Origin of the sequence: Bacillus sp. FSL R9-9492, assembly GCF_038007365.1 — a bacterium.
In the GTDB taxonomy this organism is placed as follows: domain Bacteria; phylum Bacillota; class Bacilli; order Bacillales; family Bacillaceae_G; genus Bacillus_A; species Bacillus_A mycoides.
In genome coordinates this window covers 1,009,879-1,033,337 of record NZ_JBBOXC010000001.1, presented here as the reverse complement: position 1 = coordinate 1,033,337, position 23,459 = coordinate 1,009,879, and the positions used below count along the sequence as shown (strand labels likewise).

At 35.5% G+C, this 23,459-nt stretch carries 23 protein-coding genes, 1 pseudogene and 1 riboswitch; of the genes and pseudogenes, 9 read left to right on the top strand and 15 right to left on the bottom strand.

What is annotated here, in order from left to right:
* Positions 1 to 539 precede the first annotated feature (539 nt).
* Positions 540 to 2,924 (bottom strand): immune inhibitor A domain-containing protein, encoded by a 2,385-nt coding sequence (locus MKY70_RS05155; RefSeq protein WP_341023553.1) that lies wholly within the window; start codon positions 2,922 to 2,924, stop codon positions 540 to 542.
* Positions 2,925 to 3,537: 613 nt separating this feature from the next.
* Here MKY70_RS05155 and MKY70_RS05150 point away from each other — a divergent pair.
* Positions 3,538 to 4,632 carry a response regulator aspartate phosphatase gene (locus MKY70_RS05150; RefSeq protein ID WP_341074472.1) on the top strand — a complete coding sequence of 365 codons (1,095 nt, stop codon included), beginning with the start codon at positions 3,538 to 3,540 and terminating at the stop codon, positions 4,630 to 4,632.
* A complete protein-coding gene (locus MKY70_RS05145; RefSeq protein WP_002087237.1) occupies positions 4,632 to 4,790 on the top strand; it encodes a hypothetical protein in 159 nt (52 codons plus the stop codon). Before MKY70_RS05150 ends, MKY70_RS05145 begins: the two co-directional genes overlap by 1 nt.
* 380 nt (positions 4,791 to 5,170) lie before the next feature.
* Here the strand turns inward: MKY70_RS05145 and MKY70_RS05140 are convergent, their stop codons facing one another.
* Positions 5,171 to 6,127 carry an ATP-grasp domain-containing protein gene (locus MKY70_RS05140; protein ID WP_341023549.1) on the bottom strand — a complete coding sequence of 319 codons (957 nt, stop codon included), beginning with the start codon at positions 6,125 to 6,127 and terminating at the stop codon, positions 5,171 to 5,173.
* Entirely contained in the window at positions 6,120 to 7,178 is a 1,059-nt protein-coding gene (locus tag MKY70_RS05135; RefSeq protein WP_085309524.1) for an LLM class flavin-dependent oxidoreductase, read from the bottom strand. The genes MKY70_RS05140 and MKY70_RS05135 overlap by 8 nt, the downstream gene beginning before the upstream one ends.
* A gap of 82 nt (positions 7,179 to 7,260) precedes the next feature.
* A riboswitch (SAM riboswitch) is annotated at positions 7,261 to 7,368 on the bottom strand.
* A 256-nt stretch (positions 7,369 to 7,624) separates the two neighbouring features.
* Between MKY70_RS05135 and MKY70_RS05130 the strand changes: the two genes are divergently transcribed.
* Both MKY70_RS05130 and MKY70_RS05125 read left to right on the top strand, forming a co-directional pair.
* Positions 7,625 to 7,831, top strand: a complete 207-nt coding sequence (locus tag MKY70_RS05130) for a hypothetical protein (RefSeq protein WP_088031155.1) — start codon at positions 7,625 to 7,627, stop codon at positions 7,829 to 7,831.
* 35 nt (positions 7,832 to 7,866) lie between these two features.
* Positions 7,867 to 8,097, top strand: a pseudogene (locus tag MKY70_RS05125) (hypothetical protein); the annotation flags it as partial.
* Between the two features lie 137 nt (positions 8,098 to 8,234).
* On the opposite strand, the gene MKY70_RS05120 reads toward MKY70_RS05125, so the two are convergent.
* Positions 8,235 to 8,624 (bottom strand): hypothetical protein, encoded by a 390-nt coding sequence (locus tag MKY70_RS05120; protein ID WP_289403218.1) that lies wholly within the window; start codon positions 8,622 to 8,624, stop codon positions 8,235 to 8,237.
* A gap of 292 nt (positions 8,625 to 8,916) precedes the next feature.
* Between MKY70_RS05120 and MKY70_RS05115 the strand changes: the two genes are divergently transcribed.
* Positions 8,917 to 9,468, top strand: coding sequence for a DUF4352 domain-containing protein (locus MKY70_RS05115; protein ID WP_341023540.1), 552 nt, complete (start codon positions 8,917 to 8,919; stop codon positions 9,466 to 9,468).
* Positions 9,469 to 9,596: 128 nt separating this feature from the next.
* On the opposite strand, the gene dhaK is transcribed toward MKY70_RS05115, so the two are convergent.
* Positions 9,597 to 11,348, bottom strand: coding sequence for a dihydroxyacetone kinase subunit DhaK (gene dhaK, locus MKY70_RS05110; RefSeq protein ID WP_341023539.1), 1,752 nt, complete (start codon positions 11,346 to 11,348; stop codon positions 9,597 to 9,599).
* 178 nt (positions 11,349 to 11,526) lie between these two features.
* On the opposite strand from dhaK, the gene dhaS reads away from it, so the two are divergent.
* From dhaS to MKY70_RS05095, 3 genes are all read left to right on the top strand, one after another.
* Positions 11,527 to 12,093, top strand: coding sequence for a dihydroxyacetone kinase transcriptional activator DhaS (dhaS, locus tag MKY70_RS05105; RefSeq protein WP_002166228.1), 567 nt, complete (start codon positions 11,527 to 11,529; stop codon positions 12,091 to 12,093).
* A gap of 19 nt (positions 12,094 to 12,112) precedes the next feature.
* Positions 12,113 to 13,111, top strand: a complete 999-nt coding sequence (gene dhaQ / locus MKY70_RS05100; protein ID WP_341023537.1) for a DhaKLM operon coactivator DhaQ — start codon at positions 12,113 to 12,115, stop codon at positions 13,109 to 13,111.
* 294 nt (positions 13,112 to 13,405) lie between these two features.
* Positions 13,406 to 13,513: a YjcZ family sporulation protein gene (locus MKY70_RS05095; RefSeq protein ID WP_000505673.1), complete on the top strand. Its 108-nt coding sequence runs from the start codon at positions 13,406 to 13,408 to the stop codon at positions 13,511 to 13,513.
* Positions 13,514 to 13,639: 126 nt separating this feature from the next.
* Here MKY70_RS05095 and MKY70_RS05090 read toward each other — a convergent pair whose 3' ends face one another.
* The 10 genes from MKY70_RS05090 to MKY70_RS05045 all read right to left on the bottom strand — a co-directional run bounded on the left by MKY70_RS05090 (position 13,640) and on the right by MKY70_RS05045 (position 22,831).
* Positions 13,640 to 13,768 (bottom strand): hypothetical protein, encoded by a 129-nt coding sequence (locus tag MKY70_RS05090; protein WP_265114235.1) that lies wholly within the window; start codon positions 13,766 to 13,768, stop codon positions 13,640 to 13,642.
* Positions 13,769 to 13,900: 132 nt separating this feature from the next.
* Positions 13,901 to 14,539 (bottom strand): VanZ family protein, encoded by a 639-nt coding sequence (locus tag MKY70_RS05085; protein ID WP_341023536.1) that lies wholly within the window; start codon positions 14,537 to 14,539, stop codon positions 13,901 to 13,903.
* Positions 14,540 to 14,988: 449 nt separating this feature from the next.
* The gene (locus MKY70_RS05080) at positions 14,989 to 15,360 is read right to left on the bottom strand and encodes an ATP synthase subunit I (RefSeq protein ID WP_088031149.1); all 372 of its coding nucleotides are present in this window, start codon (positions 15,358 to 15,360) and stop codon (positions 14,989 to 14,991) included.
* A 38-nt stretch (positions 15,361 to 15,398) separates the two neighbouring features.
* Positions 15,399 to 15,983, bottom strand: coding sequence for a CDP-diacylglycerol--serine O-phosphatidyltransferase (gene pssA, locus MKY70_RS05075; protein WP_060750942.1), 585 nt, complete (start codon positions 15,981 to 15,983; stop codon positions 15,399 to 15,401).
* Entirely contained in the window at positions 15,976 to 16,434 is a 459-nt protein-coding gene (locus MKY70_RS05070) for a MarR family winged helix-turn-helix transcriptional regulator (protein ID WP_060750941.1), read from the bottom strand. Before MKY70_RS05070 ends, pssA begins: the two co-directional genes overlap by 8 nt.
* A 164-nt stretch (positions 16,435 to 16,598) precedes the next feature.
* The gene (locus MKY70_RS05065) at positions 16,599 to 18,038 is read right to left on the bottom strand and encodes a 6-phospho-beta-glucosidase (RefSeq protein ID WP_341023533.1); all 1,440 of its coding nucleotides are present in this window, start codon (positions 18,036 to 18,038) and stop codon (positions 16,599 to 16,601) included.
* A 95-nt stretch (positions 18,039 to 18,133) separates the two neighbouring features.
* Positions 18,134 to 20,026 (bottom strand): beta-glucoside-specific PTS transporter subunit IIABC, encoded by a 1,893-nt coding sequence (locus tag MKY70_RS05060; protein WP_341074471.1) that lies wholly within the window; start codon positions 20,024 to 20,026, stop codon positions 18,134 to 18,136.
* Between the two features lie 145 nt (positions 20,027 to 20,171).
* Entirely contained in the window at positions 20,172 to 21,020 is an 849-nt protein-coding gene (gene licT / locus MKY70_RS05055; protein WP_341023531.1) for a BglG family transcription antiterminator LicT, read from the bottom strand.
* 514 nt (positions 21,021 to 21,534) lie between these two features.
* On the bottom strand, positions 21,535 to 22,089 hold the full coding sequence (locus MKY70_RS05050) for an HPP family protein (RefSeq protein ID WP_033709658.1): 555 nt from the start codon (positions 22,087 to 22,089) through the stop codon (positions 21,535 to 21,537).
* A gap of 166 nt (positions 22,090 to 22,255) precedes the next feature.
* Positions 22,256 to 22,831 carry a CGNR zinc finger domain-containing protein gene (locus MKY70_RS05045; protein WP_002140624.1) on the bottom strand — a complete coding sequence of 192 codons (576 nt, stop codon included), beginning with the start codon at positions 22,829 to 22,831 and terminating at the stop codon, positions 22,256 to 22,258.
* Positions 22,832 to 23,025: 194 nt separating this feature from the next.
* Here MKY70_RS05045 and MKY70_RS05040 point away from each other — a divergent pair, with 194 nt between their 5' ends.
* Positions 23,026 to 23,337 (top strand): ArsR/SmtB family transcription factor, encoded by a 312-nt coding sequence (locus MKY70_RS05040; RefSeq protein WP_002087249.1) that lies wholly within the window; start codon positions 23,026 to 23,028, stop codon positions 23,335 to 23,337.
* Positions 23,338 to 23,459 lie beyond the last annotated feature (122 nt).

Sequence of the window (23,459 nt, the reverse complement as noted above, 5' to 3'; positions counted from 1 at the left end):
CTTGTTAAAAAACTTTGTAACAGAACCTCTTTTTAGGTTCTAGTGTGAAAATAAAGGGATGTGATAATTAATTTTTTCTGTACATCATAAAAAATCAATTATACTTATCATTTCTTACAATCAAATCTGATAAGTATTTTGTAATTTAATAAAAATTTCGTATGAGAATGTATTTTTGCTCATGCATTTCAATTAATTTGAATCATGCTACATTGTAATTTGCTGATTTATTTCTACTTTTAAAACTAAAGCGACATGCTACATAAATCTATTTTGATTTCTCGATATATAAATCGCTGCTATGCAGAATATAACAGGACCGCTACTGACTTTCTCCCTTTGTTTTATACCTCTCATGTGGAAGGAAAAGGAAATCATCTAACGATATCATTTCTCGTTTTTATTGAAAATGAATTTTATATCTTCCTTTCCAATGAACTGGTTCCTAAACTAAACTGCCACGTTTCTAGAATAAGAAAAGAGCTGTCCATAAGTCAGTTTCACCAACTTATGGACAGCTCTCATAGTTTCACCTTATTCTATCGATGAATCCAAACTGCACCTGCAGATTTGTCTTCAGCTTGACCTACTACCTCAAACTTCAATCCTAGTTTCGGCAACTTACGTCCTGCATCTGGAATAGCGCTGTTGATGTACTGCTTAGAGTCATCAAATTTTGCAACGCCTGGTAATCCTTTATAGTCAAAGATACCGCGAGTTGGCGAATCTACTCTCCATGCTGGCGTTTGATCAAATGAGAATGCCGCATCGGCAATTTGATAACGCGTACTGCTCTTCACAGTCGGTTGTCCGTTTAATGTACCTACGATTGCCTCTGGATGAGAATCTACTACTCCTAAGAATCCTTCACCTGGATGAACACCTACCCAGTTATCTGTAAAGCTTTGATCCGCATACCATACAACCATTCCTGTATTAAAGACTGGACCACGCGCATGTTGTAACGCCGTGTCAGAACCAGCGTAATTTCTCCACTCTACATAGTAGTTATTTTTTTTCTGTTCCAATCCGTTAGATACAGTAAATCCTTTTAACGTCATTGCTGGCCCGCCTTCTGCATCATCTGAGAAAACAACTTTTCCATCTACAGTTAATGCAGCATTATCTAACGCAAATCCTTTATAAGCTACTGCAATATCTGTTAAATACTCAAATTGCAGTTTTACTTTTTTCCCTTTAAATTGGCTTAAATCGTATGATTTATCAACCCACTTACCATCAGTTGTATCCACGCCGCCTTTTACATCTTTTTCGCCCATTCTATCAATACGTGTCTTCGTTCCATCTTCTGCAATCGCATATACGTCAAGGAAATCATACTTCGCTTCAAGTTCGTAGAATGCCTTATAATCGAACTTAGCATCCTTTGCATTTGTTAAGTCAAATACTGGTGTCTCAAGTGTTGTATGAATGTCATTTCCTTTTGTACTGTAATAAAACTTCTTACCAAATGCTGACTCGATATTTTTAATATCTTTGTCTGGTAAGTTAACACGAACGATTCCTGGTCGTTTTGATTTTGTAACACTTTGATCTAAATATGTTGCAACACCGACTCCCGTGCGAAGTTTATCATAATCTACCTCAACGATATTCGCCCAGTTACCCTTCATATTCTTTTGGAAAAACTCTTTATTTTGTGGTGAGAAACTTGTTGGCTCTGTTCCTGCAATTTTTCCAGCCCAGCTGCCGCCGCTCATAATAGACCATGACTCAACAGGTTCACCTTGTCCTGAATACTTTGTATCGTACTCATCTGGTAAGCCTAAATCATGACCATACTCATGCGCAAACACACCAACCGCTCCATCTTCAGGCTCGATTGTATAATCGTATGCAGCCATCTTTCCGCCCCAATTCGAAACAGAAGATTTTGTGCCATCAATCGCATATGGTTTTGATCCAAGTTTTGAACGATGAGACCAAATCGCATCATCTTTCAATTTACCGCCGCCAGCTTCTTGACCAACGCCAGCATGTACAACCATTAAATGATCAATAATGCCATCTGGCTCGTTTTTATTTCCATCACCATTTTGATCGTATTGATCAAATTGATCATAATCAGCTAAGTTAATTCCTTTTGCTACCGCTGCTTTTAATGCTTCTTTCACAAGATCACGCGGCCCTAAAGGACCTTTGTTATCATGGCCAGTTCCCGCATCCGCACCATAATCCGAAGCTTTCCCTGGAACAGTAAGCCATTCCGTTACAGTTCCATCAACTGTGTAGCTGCCGCCAGATTGTTCTTCATAATATTGTTTAAATGTATTAATCTTCGATCCATCAAATAACGTAAATGGTTCATTACCAAATAACATTTTTTGATAATGTTCACGATTGAAGTCCTTAGAATACATGTATCCTGGCTCTTGATCAATATTGTTATGCTTAAAATCGCTAAATTCTACAAGTAAAACAAGTACTTTATCTTTTCGAACAGCACCGTTGTACTCTTCTTGCTTCGCTGGTGCAGTAGGTACTTTTCCATTTAATTTACTAGAATTCAATCCTGCACCTTGTCCAGCTACTGGCCCTACTGTTGGCTGCTGCGCCTGTTCATTTTCCTTCATTTTTGCATCTTTTACTTTTTTCATAAAATCAGAAGCTTCTTGCGTAAGACTATCTCCTGTCAAGATTTCTTTACCAGGGTTTTCCCCTTTCTTTTTCTCAACATATTTCTCGACAGCCTTTGACGTCTCAGCTTGTGATGCAGATTGATCAATTACGCCCCGTTGTTTTAGCGCTTCTGCCAAACGCTCCTCCGGTATTAAATGCTCATCTATTGGTAGAGATGATGGCGAATCAGCATACGCCGCATGACTTCCAAAAGCAAAACTACTACTTAGTACTGCCGCTGTTGCTAAAACTGATAATGGTTTTAACTTCTTATTCTTTTTCAATGCATTTCCTCCCCAGTGTCTGCGAATTATCGTTTTTTTTGCCGATAGCAACATAATATTCTCTTTATAGAGAATATTCAATGTTTTTCAACAATTAAATATTGAGAAATATTTTTTTGTGCAGGGTGGGATGCGTAGGATAAAAAAATACAAAACTTCTACTAGTTTATGTTTTGCACATAACCATAAAGTCGGATCACTCGTTCTTTTGTTTTGATGGCGATAGAGTAGTGCTAGGAAAGGAAATAACAAACAGCCCAAGTTCCTCATTGGAACTTGGGCTGTTTGTTACTTGAATGAATACTTTCCATATGGATTCTTATTAGATTCTGAATCGGTTTATGTAGACTCACTTTACAAAAAGGTTGTTATTTATTTTAAGTGCAATAGTCATATTCGCTCGATTCACTTATTTTTTGGCAATAAATAAATGATCATCACCTAAGGAATCCTATTAAATTCCTTTTCTATTTATATTCTAATTACCTTTTAAATTATCAGAAAATTATTGAAAAAGTTTTTTTCTTGCAATACATCCCTCTATCACACTTAATTTCTTGCTAGTATATACATACCAATATACAAATAAACATAGTAGAAAGCGGGGAGAATTATGGTAAGTCATCTAAAAACAAAAGATATGATCACACAACTTTTAAATAATTGGTATCAAGAGATACGTGCCCAGCACCTAAAAGAAGCAAAATATTTAAAAACAGAGATTGATACACACATAAAAAGTATTAATGAAGATCCAAATTTACTATTCCATTACTCACTTCTTACTTTTCGCTTTAAAGTTCTGCTTGATCATTTAAGCATCACACCAACAAGCTTCCAGACAATTGATTCACTGGATATACCCAAAAATGAATCGTTGTCTTATTATTATCACTTTTTCAAAGGGATTCACGCCACACTAATTTCAAACAACAATGAAGCCTGGGAATACTACGAAAAAGCCGAAACGCTATTACAACATATTCATGACGATCTTGAAATAGGCGAGTTTAGCTATCGTTTTGCTAACTTCTATCTTCATACCTATCAACCTCTATTAGCAATTCAACATGTGACTAAAGCTAAAGAGATTTTCTCCAAACATAATGGTTATGAAAATAATGTTGCCGCTTGTGAGAACTTATACGGTTTAGCATGTATTGATATAAAACAATTCCCTGTAGCAGAAGAAAAATTTAATTCTGCAATAGATATTTTACGTAAAAATAATGAGGATTCCCTAATATTAAGAGTCCGCAATAATTTAGGTTTTTTATATAGTAACCAAAACTTATCCACTTTAGCAATTCGACACTTATCAGAAGTAACAACTAAAACTCCGGAGCATTTTAAAGCCCTTTTCCTTCAAGCTAGAGAACATTTCAAACTCGGTGAAGTTAATCAATCGGCCGAGTTGATCGAACGAGGGTTGGCGATTTGTGAGCAATTAGACAATAAAGAATACCTATATCATTTCAAAATTTTAGATTGTATGAATAAAGGTGTTCCAGCTACTATTCTCGAAGAATTATCTTGGGAAGCTATCTCATTTTTTGATAAGCAACAACTATTTAATTACACACAAGAATACACTGAAAAATTAGCAATCAAGTTTTACGAAGAAAACGACACTGTAAAAGCTAGTAAATACTTTTATATTAGTCATCAAGCTAAAGAAAAAACTTTCGAAAAAGGAGCGTTAAAATAATGAAAAAACTTTTTGGAACGATTTTAGGCTTAGCACTTTCAGCTGCTTTATCTATAGGGTTAGCATTCCCTTCACAATCAGATTCTAAAGAACAGGTTAATTCGACTAAATCTAGTACAATTATGTACATGCAATCCAGCCACGGTGACTCCTGGTAATATAAAGAGATTCTATATCATGAATTACGAAAAGGGCACTCCCTCAATGGAGTGCCCTTTCTTAAACATCATATAGCAGACTACTTATTAACTTCAGCCCATTTAACCTTGAACTCCGCACCGAAATCATTTGCTTCTAAGCCACATTAATATACCATTTCACTAAATTTAAAAACCCCTCCACCTTAAGGTAGAGGGGTTCTTCTAATTTCTATTTCAAACTACCCGAAATCTCCGTAAAGATAACCCCAACCTGCATCAGGGTATCCTAAACTTTTCCCAGCAACTACAGCTCCTCTAACGAACGATCTTTCACCGATAAAATGTGCTATCTCTTCTTTTTCCTATATTTGCACCAAAACCTTATTTTTTAATCAACATTATTTAACTGACTCTACTTGTTTCTCTAATTCTCTTCCAAGGAATTTAGCAAGCTCAAGCATACCAAATTGATTCGCTACAGACTCTGCGTCAGAATTATAGTTTGTGTTTGTATTAATATCATACGTATAAATTGTTCCATCCGAACTGCGAATAAATTCAATACCAGCAACGGTAATTTTATTTTCTTTCAAAAACTCTTTGTACTTTTCAATAATTGGCTCTTGGAAGTCCGATATAATTTCAAATTTTGTTGACGACTCTTTCTTACTCTCTTCTCCTACTGGGCAAAAAGCATCTTGAATAGAGCATACATCTGCCGGGCAAAGCTCAAATCCTTCTGATGTATCTACTTTAACTGCATATACAAACTGACCGCCTACAAACTCACAACGTGTAATATATGGTTCTGGCGCTTCAATATATTGCTGGATTAAAGTAATTCCATCAATAGGTTCTTCAAATGTCGGACCATCCAAATATTGTTCTAAAGCATCAATGGAATGAAACAGTTGAACACCAAGGCCTTTACCTGCACGGTTATGCTTTGTAATGAACGGTACTTCCCCTAACTCCCTTGCTGCTTTTACTATATTATCACGGCCAACAGCACCAATTGTTTTCGGTACTTGTATCCCAAAATTTCTTAATGCTGCATATTGATTCAATTTACTTACTTCAAGGCGTAATGCACGAGACCCATTAAATACTGTTCGTTCGTATCCCTCTAGCCAAGCAAGAACCCCTTCAGTCAATTCAGGTGCATATCGATGCCCTCTCGTATGTGAAGAGGCACTCATACGGCTATAAAAAACACCTTGGGGAGGTTCTTGTTCTAACGAAACAGTTCCTTCATCTAAAAACCACTCCTCATAAGGTAACTCCAGTTCTTCCAATCTTTTCACTAAATGATCCGTCCATTCCTTATTCTCATGTAATATGTAAATTTTACTCATTTGTAATCAATTCCTTTCTTTTTGCTTCAACTAACGGCATCACTTTTTCAGAAAATCGTTTCATCTCTTCAAGCTGTGGCGAAAATTGTAAAAGTAATAACGTAACACCCACTTTTTCAAAAGCAAGTATCCTTTCTGCAATTTGTTCTGGTGTTCCGATTAAATTAGGACGTAACCCGCGATTAGATACGGAATAATCATTGAGCTTCACTTGCTGTTCCAAATGCGATTTACTAATAAAGTCTTGATAACCCGCGTAACCTAAAGCATCGTCTTTCACATCCGTTATACGTCTCCATTCTTCTAACGCCTCTTCTTCTGTATCACGACAAATGACATAAGCCGCGAGCCCGAATGACTGCAATGGCTCCTCTGTGACTTTCTTTCTACGATTCTTCATATCTTCTATTTTCACAAATACTTCTTCCACTGTTCCGCCATGCATTACATATGCATCCGCGTGATTTACAATGACCTCTTTTCCTCGCTCACTCTCACCACCTGCATAGATCTTAATGCCTTGTTTCTGCACAGGTTTTGGACTTAAATGTGTATGATGAAGCTCATAAAAGTTCCCTTTATAAGAAAACTCTTCTTCTTTCCAAAGCTCCTTCAAAATTGTTACAAATTCCTCTGTACGATCATACCGTTCATCATGTGCGGTAAATACCCCGCCGTACTGCCTCGCTTCTTCTTCCCACCATGCTGAAACTACATTCAATGTAAAACGGCCATTACTTAATTGATCGATATTTGCTGCCATTTTCGCTGTAACTGCTGGATTATGGAATCCAGGTCTTACAGCTGTCATAATCTCTAATCGATCCGTTACTGCAGCAAGTGCTGCCGCAGTTGTCCACGCTTCTAAACTTGGTGCCGAAACACCTTTTATATCATTTAAATTTAATTCTGCTATAAGTGTTGTTGAAAAACCTAATTGTTCTGCCGCTTGCGCTGTTTGTTTTGCATACTCAAACGTAGGGGGCATAGATTCATCATCTACATTTCGAAGCCATCCCCCAAAAATCGGCAACCAAAAACCATACTCCACTACCTATTCCCCCTTTATCTTTTAGCCATAAAAAAAGCTACTCTTATCGAAATAAGAGTAGCCTTCTTGACTAAGTGAACTGCTCTTATCTTTCAGGTGTTTTTTTCACCTGCAGGATTTGGCACCTTTCGTCTAAAACGAGGTTGCCGAAGTTTCATAGGGCCCGTCCCTCCACTTCTCAACATAAGAATTGTTTGTTTTTTATTTATTATAATCATCAGAATAATAAAACTCAATACTTTAATACTTATTTTTCCGATAAACATTAAATGATATATGGAAAATCATATTGTTATAGAGATTTATAGGGTATTATGTTGTTTTACTTGCGGATATATAAAGGGGTATGTTGTATCATGTCGAAAACATCATTTATAACTAAGTTACTTTACTTCTATCTTAAAAACACAGCAAAATAAATACCAATCAAATGAGGTGTTAATAGCATGAAAAATAAACGATGCGAGAATTGTGGTTCTACTACATTTAAAGAAGGCAGAGTTGGATCTGCTTATCATGCATATGTTTGTGAGGATGAATCTAGTAGATTCTTTTCAGGAGGGAAGCGTTCCAAACTATTAACCACATTTTGTTTAGAGTGCGGTGAGGTGCAATCATTTAGAGTGGAGAAGCCGGAACTATTTAAAGAATAAAATAGTACTAATTACATATTATGCAGATGTTTATTAATGATACAGTAGGAATGATAACAACGGACGATTTCACTACAACTAGAGTAAATACACCAATCATATTAATAAAAAAACAATGATGGTAGCATTCAAGCATTTCGCCTACCTTTAGAATTGGAATATTGGGTACTTTCATCTATAGGTGCTGCTTCACTAGGAAAAATCCGTTCCTCTGTAAAGTTGTTTTCGGAATAATAGACACTAAATTTCATGTTAAATACAAATAAACAAGGAACCTATTAGTTGGTTCCTTGTTTATTTAGCTAAAGCAGACTTCTTTGGAGAACCCAAATAAAAGTTAAATCGACTCCTATTTAACATTTCCCTTCAGATATATGACAGTAAAGAATACATCATCACGGTGTCAGCAAGCAAAAGTGTATTCTGCATTTCTGAAAACAGTAGATGGCAGATTGTGACCTGCTGAATCTGCTAAGAAAGAATATACAAGAACATCCTTAACATCATCTTTATTTCCACTAACGATGACATCAAGAAAATCTTCTATTTCGAATTCTGGCGTAAACAACACAATCTTAGTTGTTCTGTTTGGTTCTAAAGAAACAAACGTACGAGAGATTTCAACTAATTCATTTTGAGTTGGGAAAAAAGTGTTTCGACTTCTCTTAACAGTTACCGTTACATTACTAGTATGGCAGCGTGAATCATTGTTTAACATAATGTTGAGAGCAGTTGGAATAATCCCATTTTCAGAAACTGGAACTCGAAACACTCCAGTAGATTTATGAGCCATATAATCACATCCTTTCAAAATAAAATATATTTACAATATATTAGATGCAAGAAACGTTCATTTTGATATGGACAAATTATATGATTAATATATCTATAATAACCCTTGGTATTACTAAGACAATGATTTAAAAGATTAAAAAATATCGTGAGAACCAATCGAATGTATATTAAAAGGAAAAAGAATAAGGTGTCTAAAAGATTTCCTATTTTGAGCCAATAATGAGACATTATGTTAATCTTATATGTATAGTTGCACAAAATTGAGAAACTTAAGGAGACAGATCAATTTTATGAGAAAATCATTCATATTACTTACTTTAATTCTAGTATTAGTCAGTGTTACGGCTGCTTGCACACAAGATAAAAAAGATAGTGCCGTTGAAAATGGTCCAATAGAAGAACCAACCGCAAAAAATGAAAATGAAGAATTAATAAATTTTGAAGAAAAAGAAGATATTAGCCGCTTGGAACAAGGTATTTTATTAGTTGGTGAGAGTGTTAAGGGAGGCTATTACTTGGCCACCGTTCAAAGTGCATATTTAAATGCTAACAACGATTCCGTCGTTGTTAATGTCTCTGTAAAAAATGTACGAGGTCAAACGATTGGACTATCAGAATTAAAATATAACTTAAAAGATGAAAAAGACGGAAAGGCCTATGAAGGAAAGGTGCTTGATCAAAACCTTTCTGATATACAAGTTAAACCAAATGAAACGGTAGAATTAAAAATAGCTTTTGAAGTAACAAGTACCGCAGATGAATATATGTTTTATATTGAAAGCTCTTTAGATCCTCTAGGAGCACACTGGAAAATTGATAAGCTGCAATCACAAAAAAACTAAGTCTCAAATACAATTTGATTGAAGAAATCTCTCAAATAAGCAAAAAGCACTGAAAGAAGTCTTCTACATATAATCAACTAACTATATACAAGTCCCTCCGCCTTAAGGCAGAGGGGATCTTTTAATTCCTATTTCAAACTACCCGCAATCTCCGTAAAGATAACCCCAAGCGCATGCGCACCTGCATCAGGATAGCCTAAACTTCTTTCACCAACTGTACCGGCGCGGCCCATGCGAGCTACGATTTCTTTCGTATACTCTGCGCCTTTAACCGCTGCTTCTGCTCCTTTTTCAAAGGCAGTTTTCACGTCTACTTCGTTTGAAGCGCTAGCTAACCAAGAATCTACACATGGAGCAAGTGCATCAACAAGTGTTTTATCACCAACTACCGCTCCTCTACCGAACGATCTTTCACCGATAGATTGTATGCCTTGAAGTGCCGCTTGCAATATTTCAGCGAACTCTTTGGCTGTTAACTCACGTTTTTCGCCTGCTGCTTTACTAGCTGAGCGGAATGCTCCGCCCCAAATTGGACCAGAAGCGCCGCCGCAATGTTCCATAATAATCATTGAACAACCGTCAAGGAATGATCCGATCGTTACATTCTCTTGTCCTAAAATAGAATGCCACTCACGCTTTAATTGCTTAAATCCTTTTGCAACACTCATTCCGAAGTCGCCATCACCAGCATGTGTATCTAACTCACAGAACGGTACTTCATTTTTAATAATAATGTCACTCATTTTATCAACGAGATAAATCATGTTATTTAATGTAATGACACTATCTTTAATAACAGCGTGCTCTTCCGCTGTTTCTATTTCGAAGGAAACTTCCTTCTCTTCTACATCTTCAAGCACATTCACGTACTCTACACTTTCAACTGGTCCATCTACTTTAAACGCTGGTGTATTACACTCTTTCGATAACAACGTTTTTAACTCGTCATCTAACTTCATTACTGTTAAAGACATACCTGCCATATCAATACTCGTCATATAGTTACCGACGAATACTCTATTAATTTTAATGTTTCTATCAGCTAATTCTCTCGTAACTGCATTATTAAATAGATATAGTTCTTGCAGTGGTGTTCCGCCAAAACCATTTACTAGAAGTGCGATTTCCTCACCATCTTTTACTCCTAAATCTTTTATTAAATCATTTGTCATACGGTTAGCTAATTCATCTGCTGACATCGTTTTTTCACGTTTAATACCTGGTTCACCGTGAATACCTACGCCGTATTCCATTTCATCTTCTTCAAGTGTAAAAGTAGGTGATCCGCTTGCTGGTACTGTACAAGAAGTTAACGCTAAACCGATTGTGCGCACGTTAGCCGCTGCTTTTTCCGCTACAGCTTTAACCGCTCCTAAATCCATTCCTGCTTCCGCAGCTGCACCGGCAATTTTATGAACTAAAATAACTCCCGCAACGCCGCGGCGTCCTACTGTATACAGGCTATCTTCTACCGCAATATCATCGTCTACTTTTACGTAGTCGACTTCAATTCCATCTTCAGTCGCTAAATGTGCACCGTTTTTGAAATTCATAATATCGCCGCTATAATTTTTAATAATTAATAACGTACCTTTTTTACTAGCTGTCTCTTTAATCGCCTGATATACCTGAATTTGTGAAGGAGAAGCAAACACATCTCCGCACACTGCCGCATCTAACATTCCTTTTCCGACTAGACCTGCATGCGCTGGCTCATGACCACTACCGCCGCCACTAATTAACGTTACTTTATTTTCATTCATATCTTTCTTCTTAATAACTTTATATTTTTTCAAAAACTCAAGCTCTGGATGAGCCATCACCATTCCGTTGCACATTTCCATTACTAATGTTTCTGGTTTGTTTATAATCTTTTTCATTGTGATTCTCCCTCAATTCCTTTAATATATTGTGATATATTTGAAATCTTCTTCTTACTACTCATGTTAAAATGAAAGCGTTTTATAGTAAACGGACAAAATGGACAATCTGTCTAAAGACGCTTCTTTCGTTTATAGATAGAATTTTTATATTAATAACATTCTAGGGATGATTTAGATGACCTCTTCTATAATTTCTAAAAAGATAATCGCGAATTCATTGAAATATTTAATGGAAACAGAGTCGTTTCATAAAATATCAGTAAGCGATATTATGTTACACTGTCAAATGCGCAGGCAAACTTTTTATTATCATTTTAAAGATAAATTCGAACTATTAAGCTGGATTTATAAAGAAGAAACGAAAGAAAATATTATAGACTTTCTTGATTATGAAACATGGGAAAACATTTTCGATTTATTATTTGATTACTTTTATGAAAATCAAAAATTTTACCGAAATGCCTTTAAAGTCATTGAGCAAAACTCGTTTAATCACTATTTATTTGAGCATACGAAAAACTTATATATGAAGATTATTGATGAATTATCTATGAGCTGTGGATTCAGCCTTTCTGATGAGACAAAAAATACGATTGCCTCTTTTTATAGTCACGGCTTCGTCGGAACGATAAAAGATTGGATTGAAAGCAAATGCGAAGTAGATCCTTCCATTATGTCTTCTCTCATGAAAAATATGATAAACAATCAATTACTACTATTACTGGAGCAATCAGCAAAGTAATTAAAGGGTGGAAAAAGCAATGAAAAAGATTATGAATGATGTAGAAAATATTGTTCAAGATATGCTGCATGGCTTTTATTTTGAACATAACGACAAAGTGAATTACGACGAAACAAATAACATCATTTATGTAAAAGATATCGCAGAAATGGAGCAAAACGTTGTCATTATAAGCGGCGGTGGTAGCGGACATGAACCAGCTGATATTGGTTATGTAGGAAACGGTATGCTTACAGCGGCAGTAAACGGCAGTATCTTCACTCCCCCTACAGTCGAACAAATTGTGGCGGCAACTCGCTTAATGCCAAAAGATAAAAGTATTTTATTCATCATAAAAAACTTTAAAGATGACGTAGAAAACTTTTTAGCGGCAGAACAAATCGCAAAAGAAGAAGGAAGACAAATTGACCACATCATCGTAAATGACGACGTTTCAATTGAAGATGATGCTTCGTTTAATAAAAGAAGACGCGGCGTCGCTGGTACTGTTTTCATTCAAAAAATAGTAGGCGCGGCCGCTGAGAGCGGTCATTCTTTAGAAGAACTAACAGCACTTGGCCATTCTGTCATCCAAAACTTACACACATTAGGAGTCGCTCTTTCACCTGCAAATGATCCAGTGAAAGGAAAAGCTTCATTCACATTAAACGACGATGAAGTCTTTTACGGCGTCGGCATTCACGGAGAAAAAGGATACCGTAAAGAAGCGCTATCCTCTTCTGAAATATTAGCAATCGAACTAATGAACAAACTAAAAAGCATTTATCGCTGGAGAAAAGGTGACAACTTCGCCATTCTCATTAATGGACTCGGTGCAACACCATTAATGGAACAATACATTTTCGCAAATGATATTCGCCGTTTATGTGAGCTAGAAGGCTTACAAATTACATTCGTAAAAGTTGGTACGCTGCTAACTTCTTTAGATATGAAAGGTGTTTCACTGAGTTTGCTTAAGGTGGAGGATTTGGATTGGGTGAAGTGGTTGAAGACGGATGTTGGAGCGAGTGGTTGGTAACAATAAACTAAACATTATGATGATTGAACGTTTAGTAATCAAAAGTACTGACTTATATAAAGAATGTATAAATCTTAGGTATCTGTAAATAAATCGAAGCATACATACTATTTGCAAGTTATCCACCAGTTTCGAAATGCGGTTATCCAGTCGGAGAAAGGCACCTTAATGTGTCTTTTTTTTATTTTCAAAAGGACCTGCTCAATTATTGCGTAAAAAACATAAAGTAAATTGAATCCGTTAAAATACATGAGTGACCCCTTGTTTTCCCCTCTTATTAAAGGAGGAACTATTATGGGATTTGGTGGTAGTTGTGGCGGCTGTGGATTTTCTGGCGGCTTTGCTTTATTAGTAGTATTGTTTATTTTATTAATCATAGTTGGAGCTTCTTGCTTCTGCTAAACAAACTATCGGAAAAGACACTCTTATATGGGTGTCTTTTCTTTGTAATAAAAAAATCTCCATAAAGGAAAGTTTTTAAGTTTATACATTCAAGTCATCCAAATTAGTTATTTACACAACACTTTATCACTTTCGGTCTTTAGTGTGAAATACAAATAATCCTTCATCATTTAACATATACACTCGTTTTCCATCTGTATGAAGAGCAGGTTGAGACTCTTTTAGTAAGTATTGAGATAATTGAACACTTAACACATTTACACCTACCTATCATTTAATACATAAACTGTTTCTATTAAGTTAGAAAAGGAGGATGCGCCATTCACATTTTACCGTGTTTGAGCTTGGAGAACTAGAATCATTTTATCATACAAGGACATAATCACCTCACTGAAGGATTACAGGTCTTCCAAATAAAGCTGGATAATAAATTAACATCGCACCTACAAATGAACACACTAAACAAAAAATAGCCTCGTATTTTATGACTAGAGAAGAATTGTTATCAAGCTTTTCTTCCTCTCTTTTAAATATCATTTTAAATAAAACTCTATATAATAAATACCCAACAATCGCCCCGAGGGTATTCGTAAATAAATCATCAATATCTGTAATTCTATTATTTAGTAATTGATTTAACTCAATTGCCAATGAAAAAAAGAATCCCACACATACGGTGTTTTTCATTTTTCTAAAATGCGGCCAAATAGTCGGTAATAAAAAACCTAACGGCATAAACAGTAAAATGTTCAAAAGATACGTAGTACTACCTGCAGTATCAAATAGAGTCAAGTTGATTTGACTTACACGAATCCACGTTTCATATCTACTTATATCCCATACAGTCGCGATTTGCGTCACCTTATACACTAGCGAAAGGTAGAACAGAAAAACATATACCCATAGAAAATGCCCAATAGATATAGTTCTTTTCGCTTTAAAATAAAATCCAATTTGAAACACAATACAAAAAATAATAGTAAAAAAATAAGTATACAAATAACCCATCAAAACTTCTGTATGCATGCAGAATCCCCTAACTTTACATTTTCATCTATGACTTTTTCGTTTTTAGTCTTCTTCTTGATGTAACTCATTTATAGGATAGGAACAACTTTTAAAATAAAGAGCGGGGTAAACATTAAATTTTTCTTAAATCTTCACATGCAAATCTTGTAGTATTTTCATCAATACAGTATATATAATCATGTGAATCGTTTGTTCAGTTAAAGTCTGACTCATTCAGATATACTTATTCTGACCAGAGGAAAGCAGTAAGCATGAATGAAAAGGTACTTGATGAAATTAGATGCTTCTAATAAAATCGCGAAAGAAACGATTAATGAATTATATTAATTAAGGGATTGCCATATGGCAATCCCTTAATTTTTTTCATACAACACAAAAGCGAGGAAAGTAGCTACTTTCCTCGCTTTTAAAAACGCCGATTGATGTGCGCTGATTAAAGTTTCACTTTATTCCTTCTCATCTCTCATACTGTAATACCCTAAATTAATAATAACTAAGAAATACCCACCCATAATTCCAGCAGCAAATGTCCACATGAAATCATGATGTTCAATTTCATACATAATAATCGCGCCGAGTATTGCAGCTGCAAACCGATTCATCATTCCAAGCATCGGTGCTTTTTCTTTTTTTACAATGCTATCTCCGAACTTTTCAATACGCCTTCCTAAAATCCAGGCGCAGTACATACTCACTAAAAGGCCAATGCTTATCCCTACAAACTGGGCTGAAAAAGGTGTCAGCAACCACCCTAATAACATCACGCCTAGCAAACAATATATTTGTATGTTAAATGATCTTAATGCCATACGAATCATGTTATGCTCCTTATCTTTCTCGTTATATTTCCGTATCATCAATCCCATCTTTCGGACTTCAAACTTTCCGATATATCTTTTTTAAAATGGGGGAATTTGATTTTGCTCACCATTAAATAAGCAAGTACGCATGTGCCAAACGCCACGGAAACTGGATTATTCATGAGGCATAAAATGAGGAGGCACATTGCCGCGAATGGAATTGGCATGCCTATAAATGTCGGGAGTTTGCTTTGCTGCGTGTTAAATCTCGCAAGCCGCAGCATTCCACAAACACTGTAAGCAAGCGCACATATCATCCCGATAGACTGCAAATCTTTTAACACGATACTATATGCAAGAATAGAAGGTGCCACACCAAAGGTAACTAAATCCGCAAATGAATCTAGCTCTCCACCCATTTCCGAAACAGAATCAAGTTTCCGAGCGACCATGCCATCAAAAAAATCAAATAACATACCTGTAATAATAAAAACTGCCCCCAAATACATATCGTGAACGAGGACAGCGTAAATAGCCAAAAGCCCACATACAAAATTTGCTATCGTAATCATATTTGGTATGTAACTCATAACAGGCTTCTCCTCCTTTCTACTAATTGCTTCATCAAGGTTCTTACTCATTACAATCAAGATCCTTCTGTTTTTCTTCCAATATCACTTTATTTATTTTCGTTAGCGTATCGGTCATTTGCTCTAAAGCATTTATGTCGATTTTAGAAAAGTATTTCTCAATTAATACATCATCTAACTCAGACAACCGCTCTATATACTTACTACCGTTTGGACCAAGTGTAAGGAAATACTCCCGTTTATTATTAGGGTTTACTTGTTTCGAAATCATCTTCTGTTTTTCCAATTTCGATAAAACTTGGCTCACAGCACTTTTCGATATATTAAAAGTAGTCGCAATGTGATTTGCTGTCGTATTTTCATTTAAATTAATATGAAATAGCATGCTCTCTTGCTGTCCTGTAAGGCCGTACTCATCTTTCAACTCCTGAAATAGTAAAATGTAGAATTCATTATAGGCTCGGTTCATTTCATTAATTACTTCTTTATATGATCTAGTCATAGTATTCTTCCTCCAGTTATGCTGTTATTTCGTTTCGTTAAATAGTTAAGTTTACTTAACTTAACTATATTATACTGTTATGTTCGTGTAAAGGAAAATATAGCTCCATACTTTATTCACAATGAAAAAAAGAAGACATCTTAATTGATGTCTTCTTTTTTTACTTAAGATTTCAAACTCTCACCATTCGTCTCAATTACTTCTTTATACCAATTGAAACTGTTCTTCTTCGATCTTTTTAATGAGCCTTTTCCTTCATTATCTTTATCAACGTATATATATCCGTAGCGTTTTTTCATTTCTCCAGTAGAGGCACTTACAAGGTCAATTGGGCCCCAGCTTGTATATCCGATAATATCTACTCCATCTTGGATTGCTTCGGACATTTCAATCATATGCTTTTGCAAATAATCAATACGGTATTCATCATTCACTTCGTCTTCACCATTTAATTGATCGATTGCACCGAGACCATTTTCAACAACAAATAAAGGTTTTTGGTAACGATCGTAAAGTTGGTTCGCTGTAATACGGAAGCCTTTCGGATCAATCGTCCATCCCCATTCTGATTTTTCCAGATATGGATTTTCAACAGAACCGAATACATTCCCGCTCGTTATGCTTTTTAATACTTCCGAATCTGTACTTGTTGCTCGGCTTGAATAGTAGCTAAATCCGATATAATCAACTGTATTATCTCTCAAGATTGACTCATCGTCTTTTTCCATTTCAATCGTCAAATTGTTGTCTTTAAAGAAACGTTTCGCATACCCAGGATATGCTCCTCTTGCTTGCACATCAATGAAGAAGAATGATTCACGGTCTTGTTCCATCGCGCGTAAAACATCATCCGGATTGCATGTATATGGATACGTTGCACCAGCAGCAAGCATACAACCGATTTTTGCATCTGGAATAATTTCATGACACGCTTTCACAGCTAACGCACTTGCGACAAGCTGGTGATGCGCTGCTTGATACTGAATTTGTTTTTTATTCTCACCTTCTTTAAATGCTAACCCTGCTCCCATGAAAGGTAAATGTAAAAGCATATTAATTTCGTTAAACGTCATCCAATATTTCACTTTATCTTTATATCTATTAAAAATCGTTTTTGCATACGTCTCAAAGAAATTGACAAGCTTTCTACTTCTCCAGCTTCCGTACTTTTCAACTAAATGAACAGGAACATCAAAATGAGCCATCGTAACTACCGGTTCAATGCCATGCTTCAACAGTTCATCAAATAAATTATCATAAAACTGTAACCCTGCTTCATTCGCCTTTTCATCATCACCATTTGGGAAAATACGTGTCCAAGCAATAGATACGCGTAACGCTTTAAATCCCATTTCTGCAAAAAGAGTAATATCCTCTTTATAACGATGATAAAAATCAATTGCTTCGTGTGATGGATAAAACTCCCCTTCTACCGGTGTAAAGGAATGAATATTCCCCTTCATAATATCCCAACGCTTTTCACCAGTTGGCAATAGATCAACTATCGTCAATCCTTTTCCATCTTCTAAATATGCTCCTTCAGCTTGATTGGCAGCAATCGCGCCGCCCCATAAAAATCCTTTAGGAAAAATAACTTTAGACATATAGAAAAACTCCTTTATATAAGAATTAACGAGGAAAGGCATTACAATTTTTAAAGAATACCTTTCTTCGTTTGAACCTGTATGAAATGTAACTACTATTTAACTGCTAACTCTAGTAATGAATCTCCTGCTTGAATCTTTTCTACTTCCGTTTTTTTAATGCTATATTTATCATAATTTGTAACAACAACTGGTGTTGTCACAATATAACCCGCCTTTTGAATTTCAAATATATTAAACTCCATAAGTAATTGCCCTTTTTCTACTCTCGCTCCTTGTTCAATATGAGAAGAGAAAAATTCGCCATTTAGTTTCACAGTATCCATCCCAATATGGATTAAAATTTCAGCGCCTGAATCCGCCGTAATTCCTACTGCATGATTCGTCGGGAAAAGCGCAGAAATCGTACCTGATACTGGTGAAAACAACTTTCCTTCTGAAGGCTCAATCGCAACTCCTTCACCTAACGCACCTGATGCAAATGCAGCATCATCAATATGTTCGAGAGGCTTAACTACACCATGAAAAGGACTTAAGATTACTTCATCATCGTTTGATGCAGCAATTTTATTAATTGTTTCAACTGTTTCTGTAGAAGCTTTCTTTTTAGTAAAACCAAATAAGTAAGTAAGAACAAAACCTAATATTAAGGAGACAACCATCGCAATAATCGCTCCCCAAAATCCAGCCGTGATGCCTTCTTTCGGACTAATAAATGTTGGAATCGCAAATATCCCAAGACCACCTGTCATATAAGCTTGCGTACCGAATACGCCAAGTATTCCGCCGCCAATTCCTCCCGCAATACAGCTCATAATAAACGGCTTTTTAAGAGGAAGTGTAATACCATAAATCGCTGGTTCTGTAACCCCGAAAATACCCGAAATAAAAGCTGGAATACTAAGTGTTTTTAATTTCTGGTCTTTCGTTTTCATCCAAACTCCAAGAACAGCCCCAATTTGAGCAAATGAAGTAGCGAATATGAGCGCTAATATAGGATCAATACCGTGCACTGCTAAATTATTATAGCCAATCGGGACAATTCCCCAATGAAGTCCGAAAATAACGAGCACTTGCCAGAAAGCACCAAGTACTATCCCTGCTACTAATGGACTTAAATTATAAACCCAAAGTGTAGCCTGTCCTAAAAATTGACCTGCCCACGTCGCAATCGGGCCAATCACAAGAAATGTAACTGGTACAACGATAAGTAATGTGAAAAATGGTACTACAAATGTTTTAACAACATCTGGAATTACTTTCTTTAAATTTCTTTCTACTTTCGATCCAAAATAAGTAGCGAGAATAATTGGAATAACTGATGACGCATAATTCATTAAAATAACTGGTATTCCTAAAAACGTAATATGAATTGGTGATTCAAACATCGTTCCCGCAAATAGCGTATATAATGGCTCGCTTGCTTTTAAACCTGATAAAGCCGGATAAACTAAAGCCCCCCCAATTGCCATACCAATGAATGGTGATCCTCCAAATTTCTTACTTGCTGTATATCCTAGGAAGATTGGGAAGAAATAAAATAACGAATCCCCAACCGCGTTTAATATTTGATACGTCCCTGACTGAGTACTTAACCAACCTAACGCTACAAATAGTGCATTAAATCCTTTAATCATCCCTGTTGCAGCTAACACCCCTAAAATAGGAGTAAAAATGCTAGAAAGAATATCTATAAGACTACTCTTTTTCTTCTCACTCGTAGCTTCCTCTTCTGTTTCTTGAAATCCTCCGGCAACAATAACCGCTTTATACACGTCGGATACATGGTTACCAATAACAACTTGATACTGTCCACCGCTTTTCATAACAGTCACAATATCTTCCATACTTTTCAGTATTTCCGTATTTGCTTTCCCCTCATCCTTTAATTGAAATCTTAAGCGAGTCACACAGTGAACAACACTATGTACATTTTCTTTTCCACCTACGTTTTTCAAAATATCCTTTGCTAATTTTTCATATTTCATAATAGGTTCCCCTCCTTATAATCATCCCATTTATCATTTATAAAAGAAAAAACCTAAACTAACTCTAATGACGTGATACATACGAATCACTCCATTAAAAGTCAATTTAGGTTTTGCCTGCCAACCAGTAACAATCCCGATTTATTCAATTAGATAACTCATTACGCTTCGTTACACGATGAATGTGCAACGTTACATACACTTTTTCATCTTTTGAAAGATGACTATTATGCGCTTTTCGTAAGTATGCTTCAATTTTTTCTGTACAACAATATGCTTCATGATACTTACTTTTCACTTGCTCATATAAAAAATCATCATCTGCCGAATTTAATTCCTTCTGCATTAAACGTTGAGCAAAATATCGTAAATGCGTTACAAACCGACTATAATTAAATGAATTTTCATCTAAGTTCATCTTATAGTGGTACTTAACAACATTTAAAATATCTTGGACGATTTTCGTCATCGCCACCGTTTGCTGCATCGCCGGCTCTCCTTGCTGCGCATTAACGAAATGTAGTGCAATTGACCCTGCTTCATCTTCAGAAAGTCTAAACCCAGTCTCTTCTTCAATAATATGTAAAGCTTGTAGACCGATTTCAAACTCTTTCTGATAGAATCTCTTAACTTCCCAAAGCAAAGTATTTTTGAGATCCATTCCTTCTTTATGCCTAGTTAAGGCGAAACTTAAGTGATCTGTTAATGTAAGATAAATATAATCACTTAACTCCCCCGGCAAAACTGTCTTAGCGAATCGAATAATTCTCTCTGTAATTTCTAAATTCTGCACAGGAATTTCAGTTAACAATCTAGCAAGTTTCTCTAATAATTCTTTTGTTTCTAGCACAAAGGTCTTTTCTATCTTAGATTCATCAATGGTATCGCCTACTTTTTTCTGAAATCCTAAACCTCTGCCCATAAGTACAACTTCTGTCTCATTATCCTTCATCGTACAAACAACATTATTATTTAAGATTTTATGGATTCTCATATTGTTCCGCCTTCTTTTTCTACTAAAGTCACAAAGGGTAATAAAAAAACCTAAACTGATTCCAAAAGCCACACTACACCCGTAGCCTCTAGATCAATTTAGGTTTTGCCTGCCGAACAGTAACAATCCTTTTAATTATTAACTTACCTTTATTATACACAAGCGGTAAGCGTTTGCAACAACGAATTATTGAACATTTTTTTACAAGGAAAAACAAAGGCATAATAATCTTTCAGTTTTTTCAAATTCCATATAGACCCATTATTAGTTAAAATGTTGTAATTAAATTACCCTACATAGTTACTCATAGTCAGACTGAGAAACTAGCGTCTTATTAAGCAATGCGCATAACTCAAATAAAAAAGACACTCTTATATGGGTGTCTTTTCTTTATCAATTAAAAAGGATGCGAACCCAAGCCTTTAGCCATAATTACAACTAAGGCTTTTTCTATATAAAAAATAAAACATAGTAAAAATAGAATACTCACTTAAATTGTCTTTCACTTTACAAATTATATCCAAAAAGTTGGATAGCTTCTTTTACTACTCATATTATTAATGAATAAAGCAATAACCACAATAACCACGGAACCAACTAAAACTGGTGTTACTAAATAACTCCAACTGTTTGCCCCTAAAATAACGATAATTGGATCGGCCCCTGCCGGAGGATGCGTTGTTCTCGTTAACATCATAACGGCTATTGCCATCCCCACTGCTAAAGCAATTGTCCAATATTCATTCCCAAACAAATGATATATTGATAGACCAATGAAAGTTGAAATTAAATGTCCTCCAATAATATTACGCGGCTGAGATAGCGGTGCATTCCAAACTCCAAACGCTAATACACAACTCGCTCCAAATGGAGCCATTAGCAATTCTGTAGAGGTTATACTCGTTAAATATGTTAAGGTGAGAATTGTTAAAAATCCCCCCAGTAGTCCCGTTAAAGAATCCTTTATATTTACTTGTAATGGACTTCTCCCTTTCCCTTTCATTTTTGAAAAATATCGTACACTTATTGGCTGAGCCTCTTTCTGCTTAGCTGCTGTTATATTATCCATCGTTTCCTCCTTTATCCCGCTATTCGCGGGGATGGACACCCCACTAATTAAAGTTTCACTTTATTTACCTACAATTATAACCCGAATTAACTAACCTGTAAATATCAATTTTAGAGGTTAGTTTAAAGGTCAAAAAAAAAAGAATCAACTGTTATAAGTTGATTCCCTAAACCTCTTCAGATTTTCGATCCTGAAATTTTGCCACCTTTTTCCGGTTTCCACATATTTTCATAGAACACCATTTTCGTTTTCCACTTTTATCTATAAATAATAAAACACAGTCGGGGTTTGAACATCTTTTAAGAGAAATAAGCTTATTCTCTGCTATTAACGTTAAAGTATCAAATGCAATTAACGATACGAGAACATCCTCAATTTCTCCAACTGGGATGGGTACGAGACGCTGTTCAATGACTTTATATGTAAATGGCGCCTTCTCAATTTGTTTTTCTAAATACACAATAAAATCATTAGAAATTTCGTGCTGATCAGCAATTGCTTCGAACTGTTTTCTCAGTACCTCTCTTATTTCTAATATGCTAGATGTAACTTGATTCATGCGCTCTTGGAGCACCTTTTCATTGTCAAAAGGAATATTCTCCTTTACTACATGTAGCCATTCTAATACATCTTCATCTGTTATTAATAAATCATAACGTTGTCCACGCCTAACTAACTCTGTATTCACTAAATCTAATGAGAGATTTCCAGATATAAGCGGGAATTGTTTTGTTTCCTGCATGTACTCATCACCTACTCTTTAACCAATCATATTCTAAAGCAATATGACGGTGCAACTTTTTATAAATTCACATCCAGAAAGAAAGCCCCATGGCTAAAGCACCCCATTCACATTTAAAAGGATCACGTATACCTTCTCCCCCTAAAATAACCAAAACCCATTTACAAATCTATAAAAGTAGATATAATATCCTTATGGAACCTTTATTAATTTATAAAGCATTGTCAAATGAAACAAGATGTCAAATTTTATCATGGTTGAAAAATCCAGAAAACCATTTCGATGAAAAACCTTATCTAGAGCAAGGCCTTAGCTTTCAAGTTGGAGTGTGCGTAGGAGATATCCAGCTTAAAACTGGCTTAGCCCAATCGGTTATTTCTAGTTATTTATTAACAATGAAAAAGGCAGGATTACTAGACTCTGACCGAATTGGAAAATGGACATACTATCGCCGAAATGAAAAAACAATACGAGAGTTTTCTGAATACGTTCAAAACGAATTATAAAATGAAAGCTAATAATCAATCTACATATCAATTGATTATTAGCTTTCACACATTCTGCTTTTTTACAGGTATCCAATTACTTTTTTATAAAATTGCACTACCTATAAAAGCAAGAAACATAG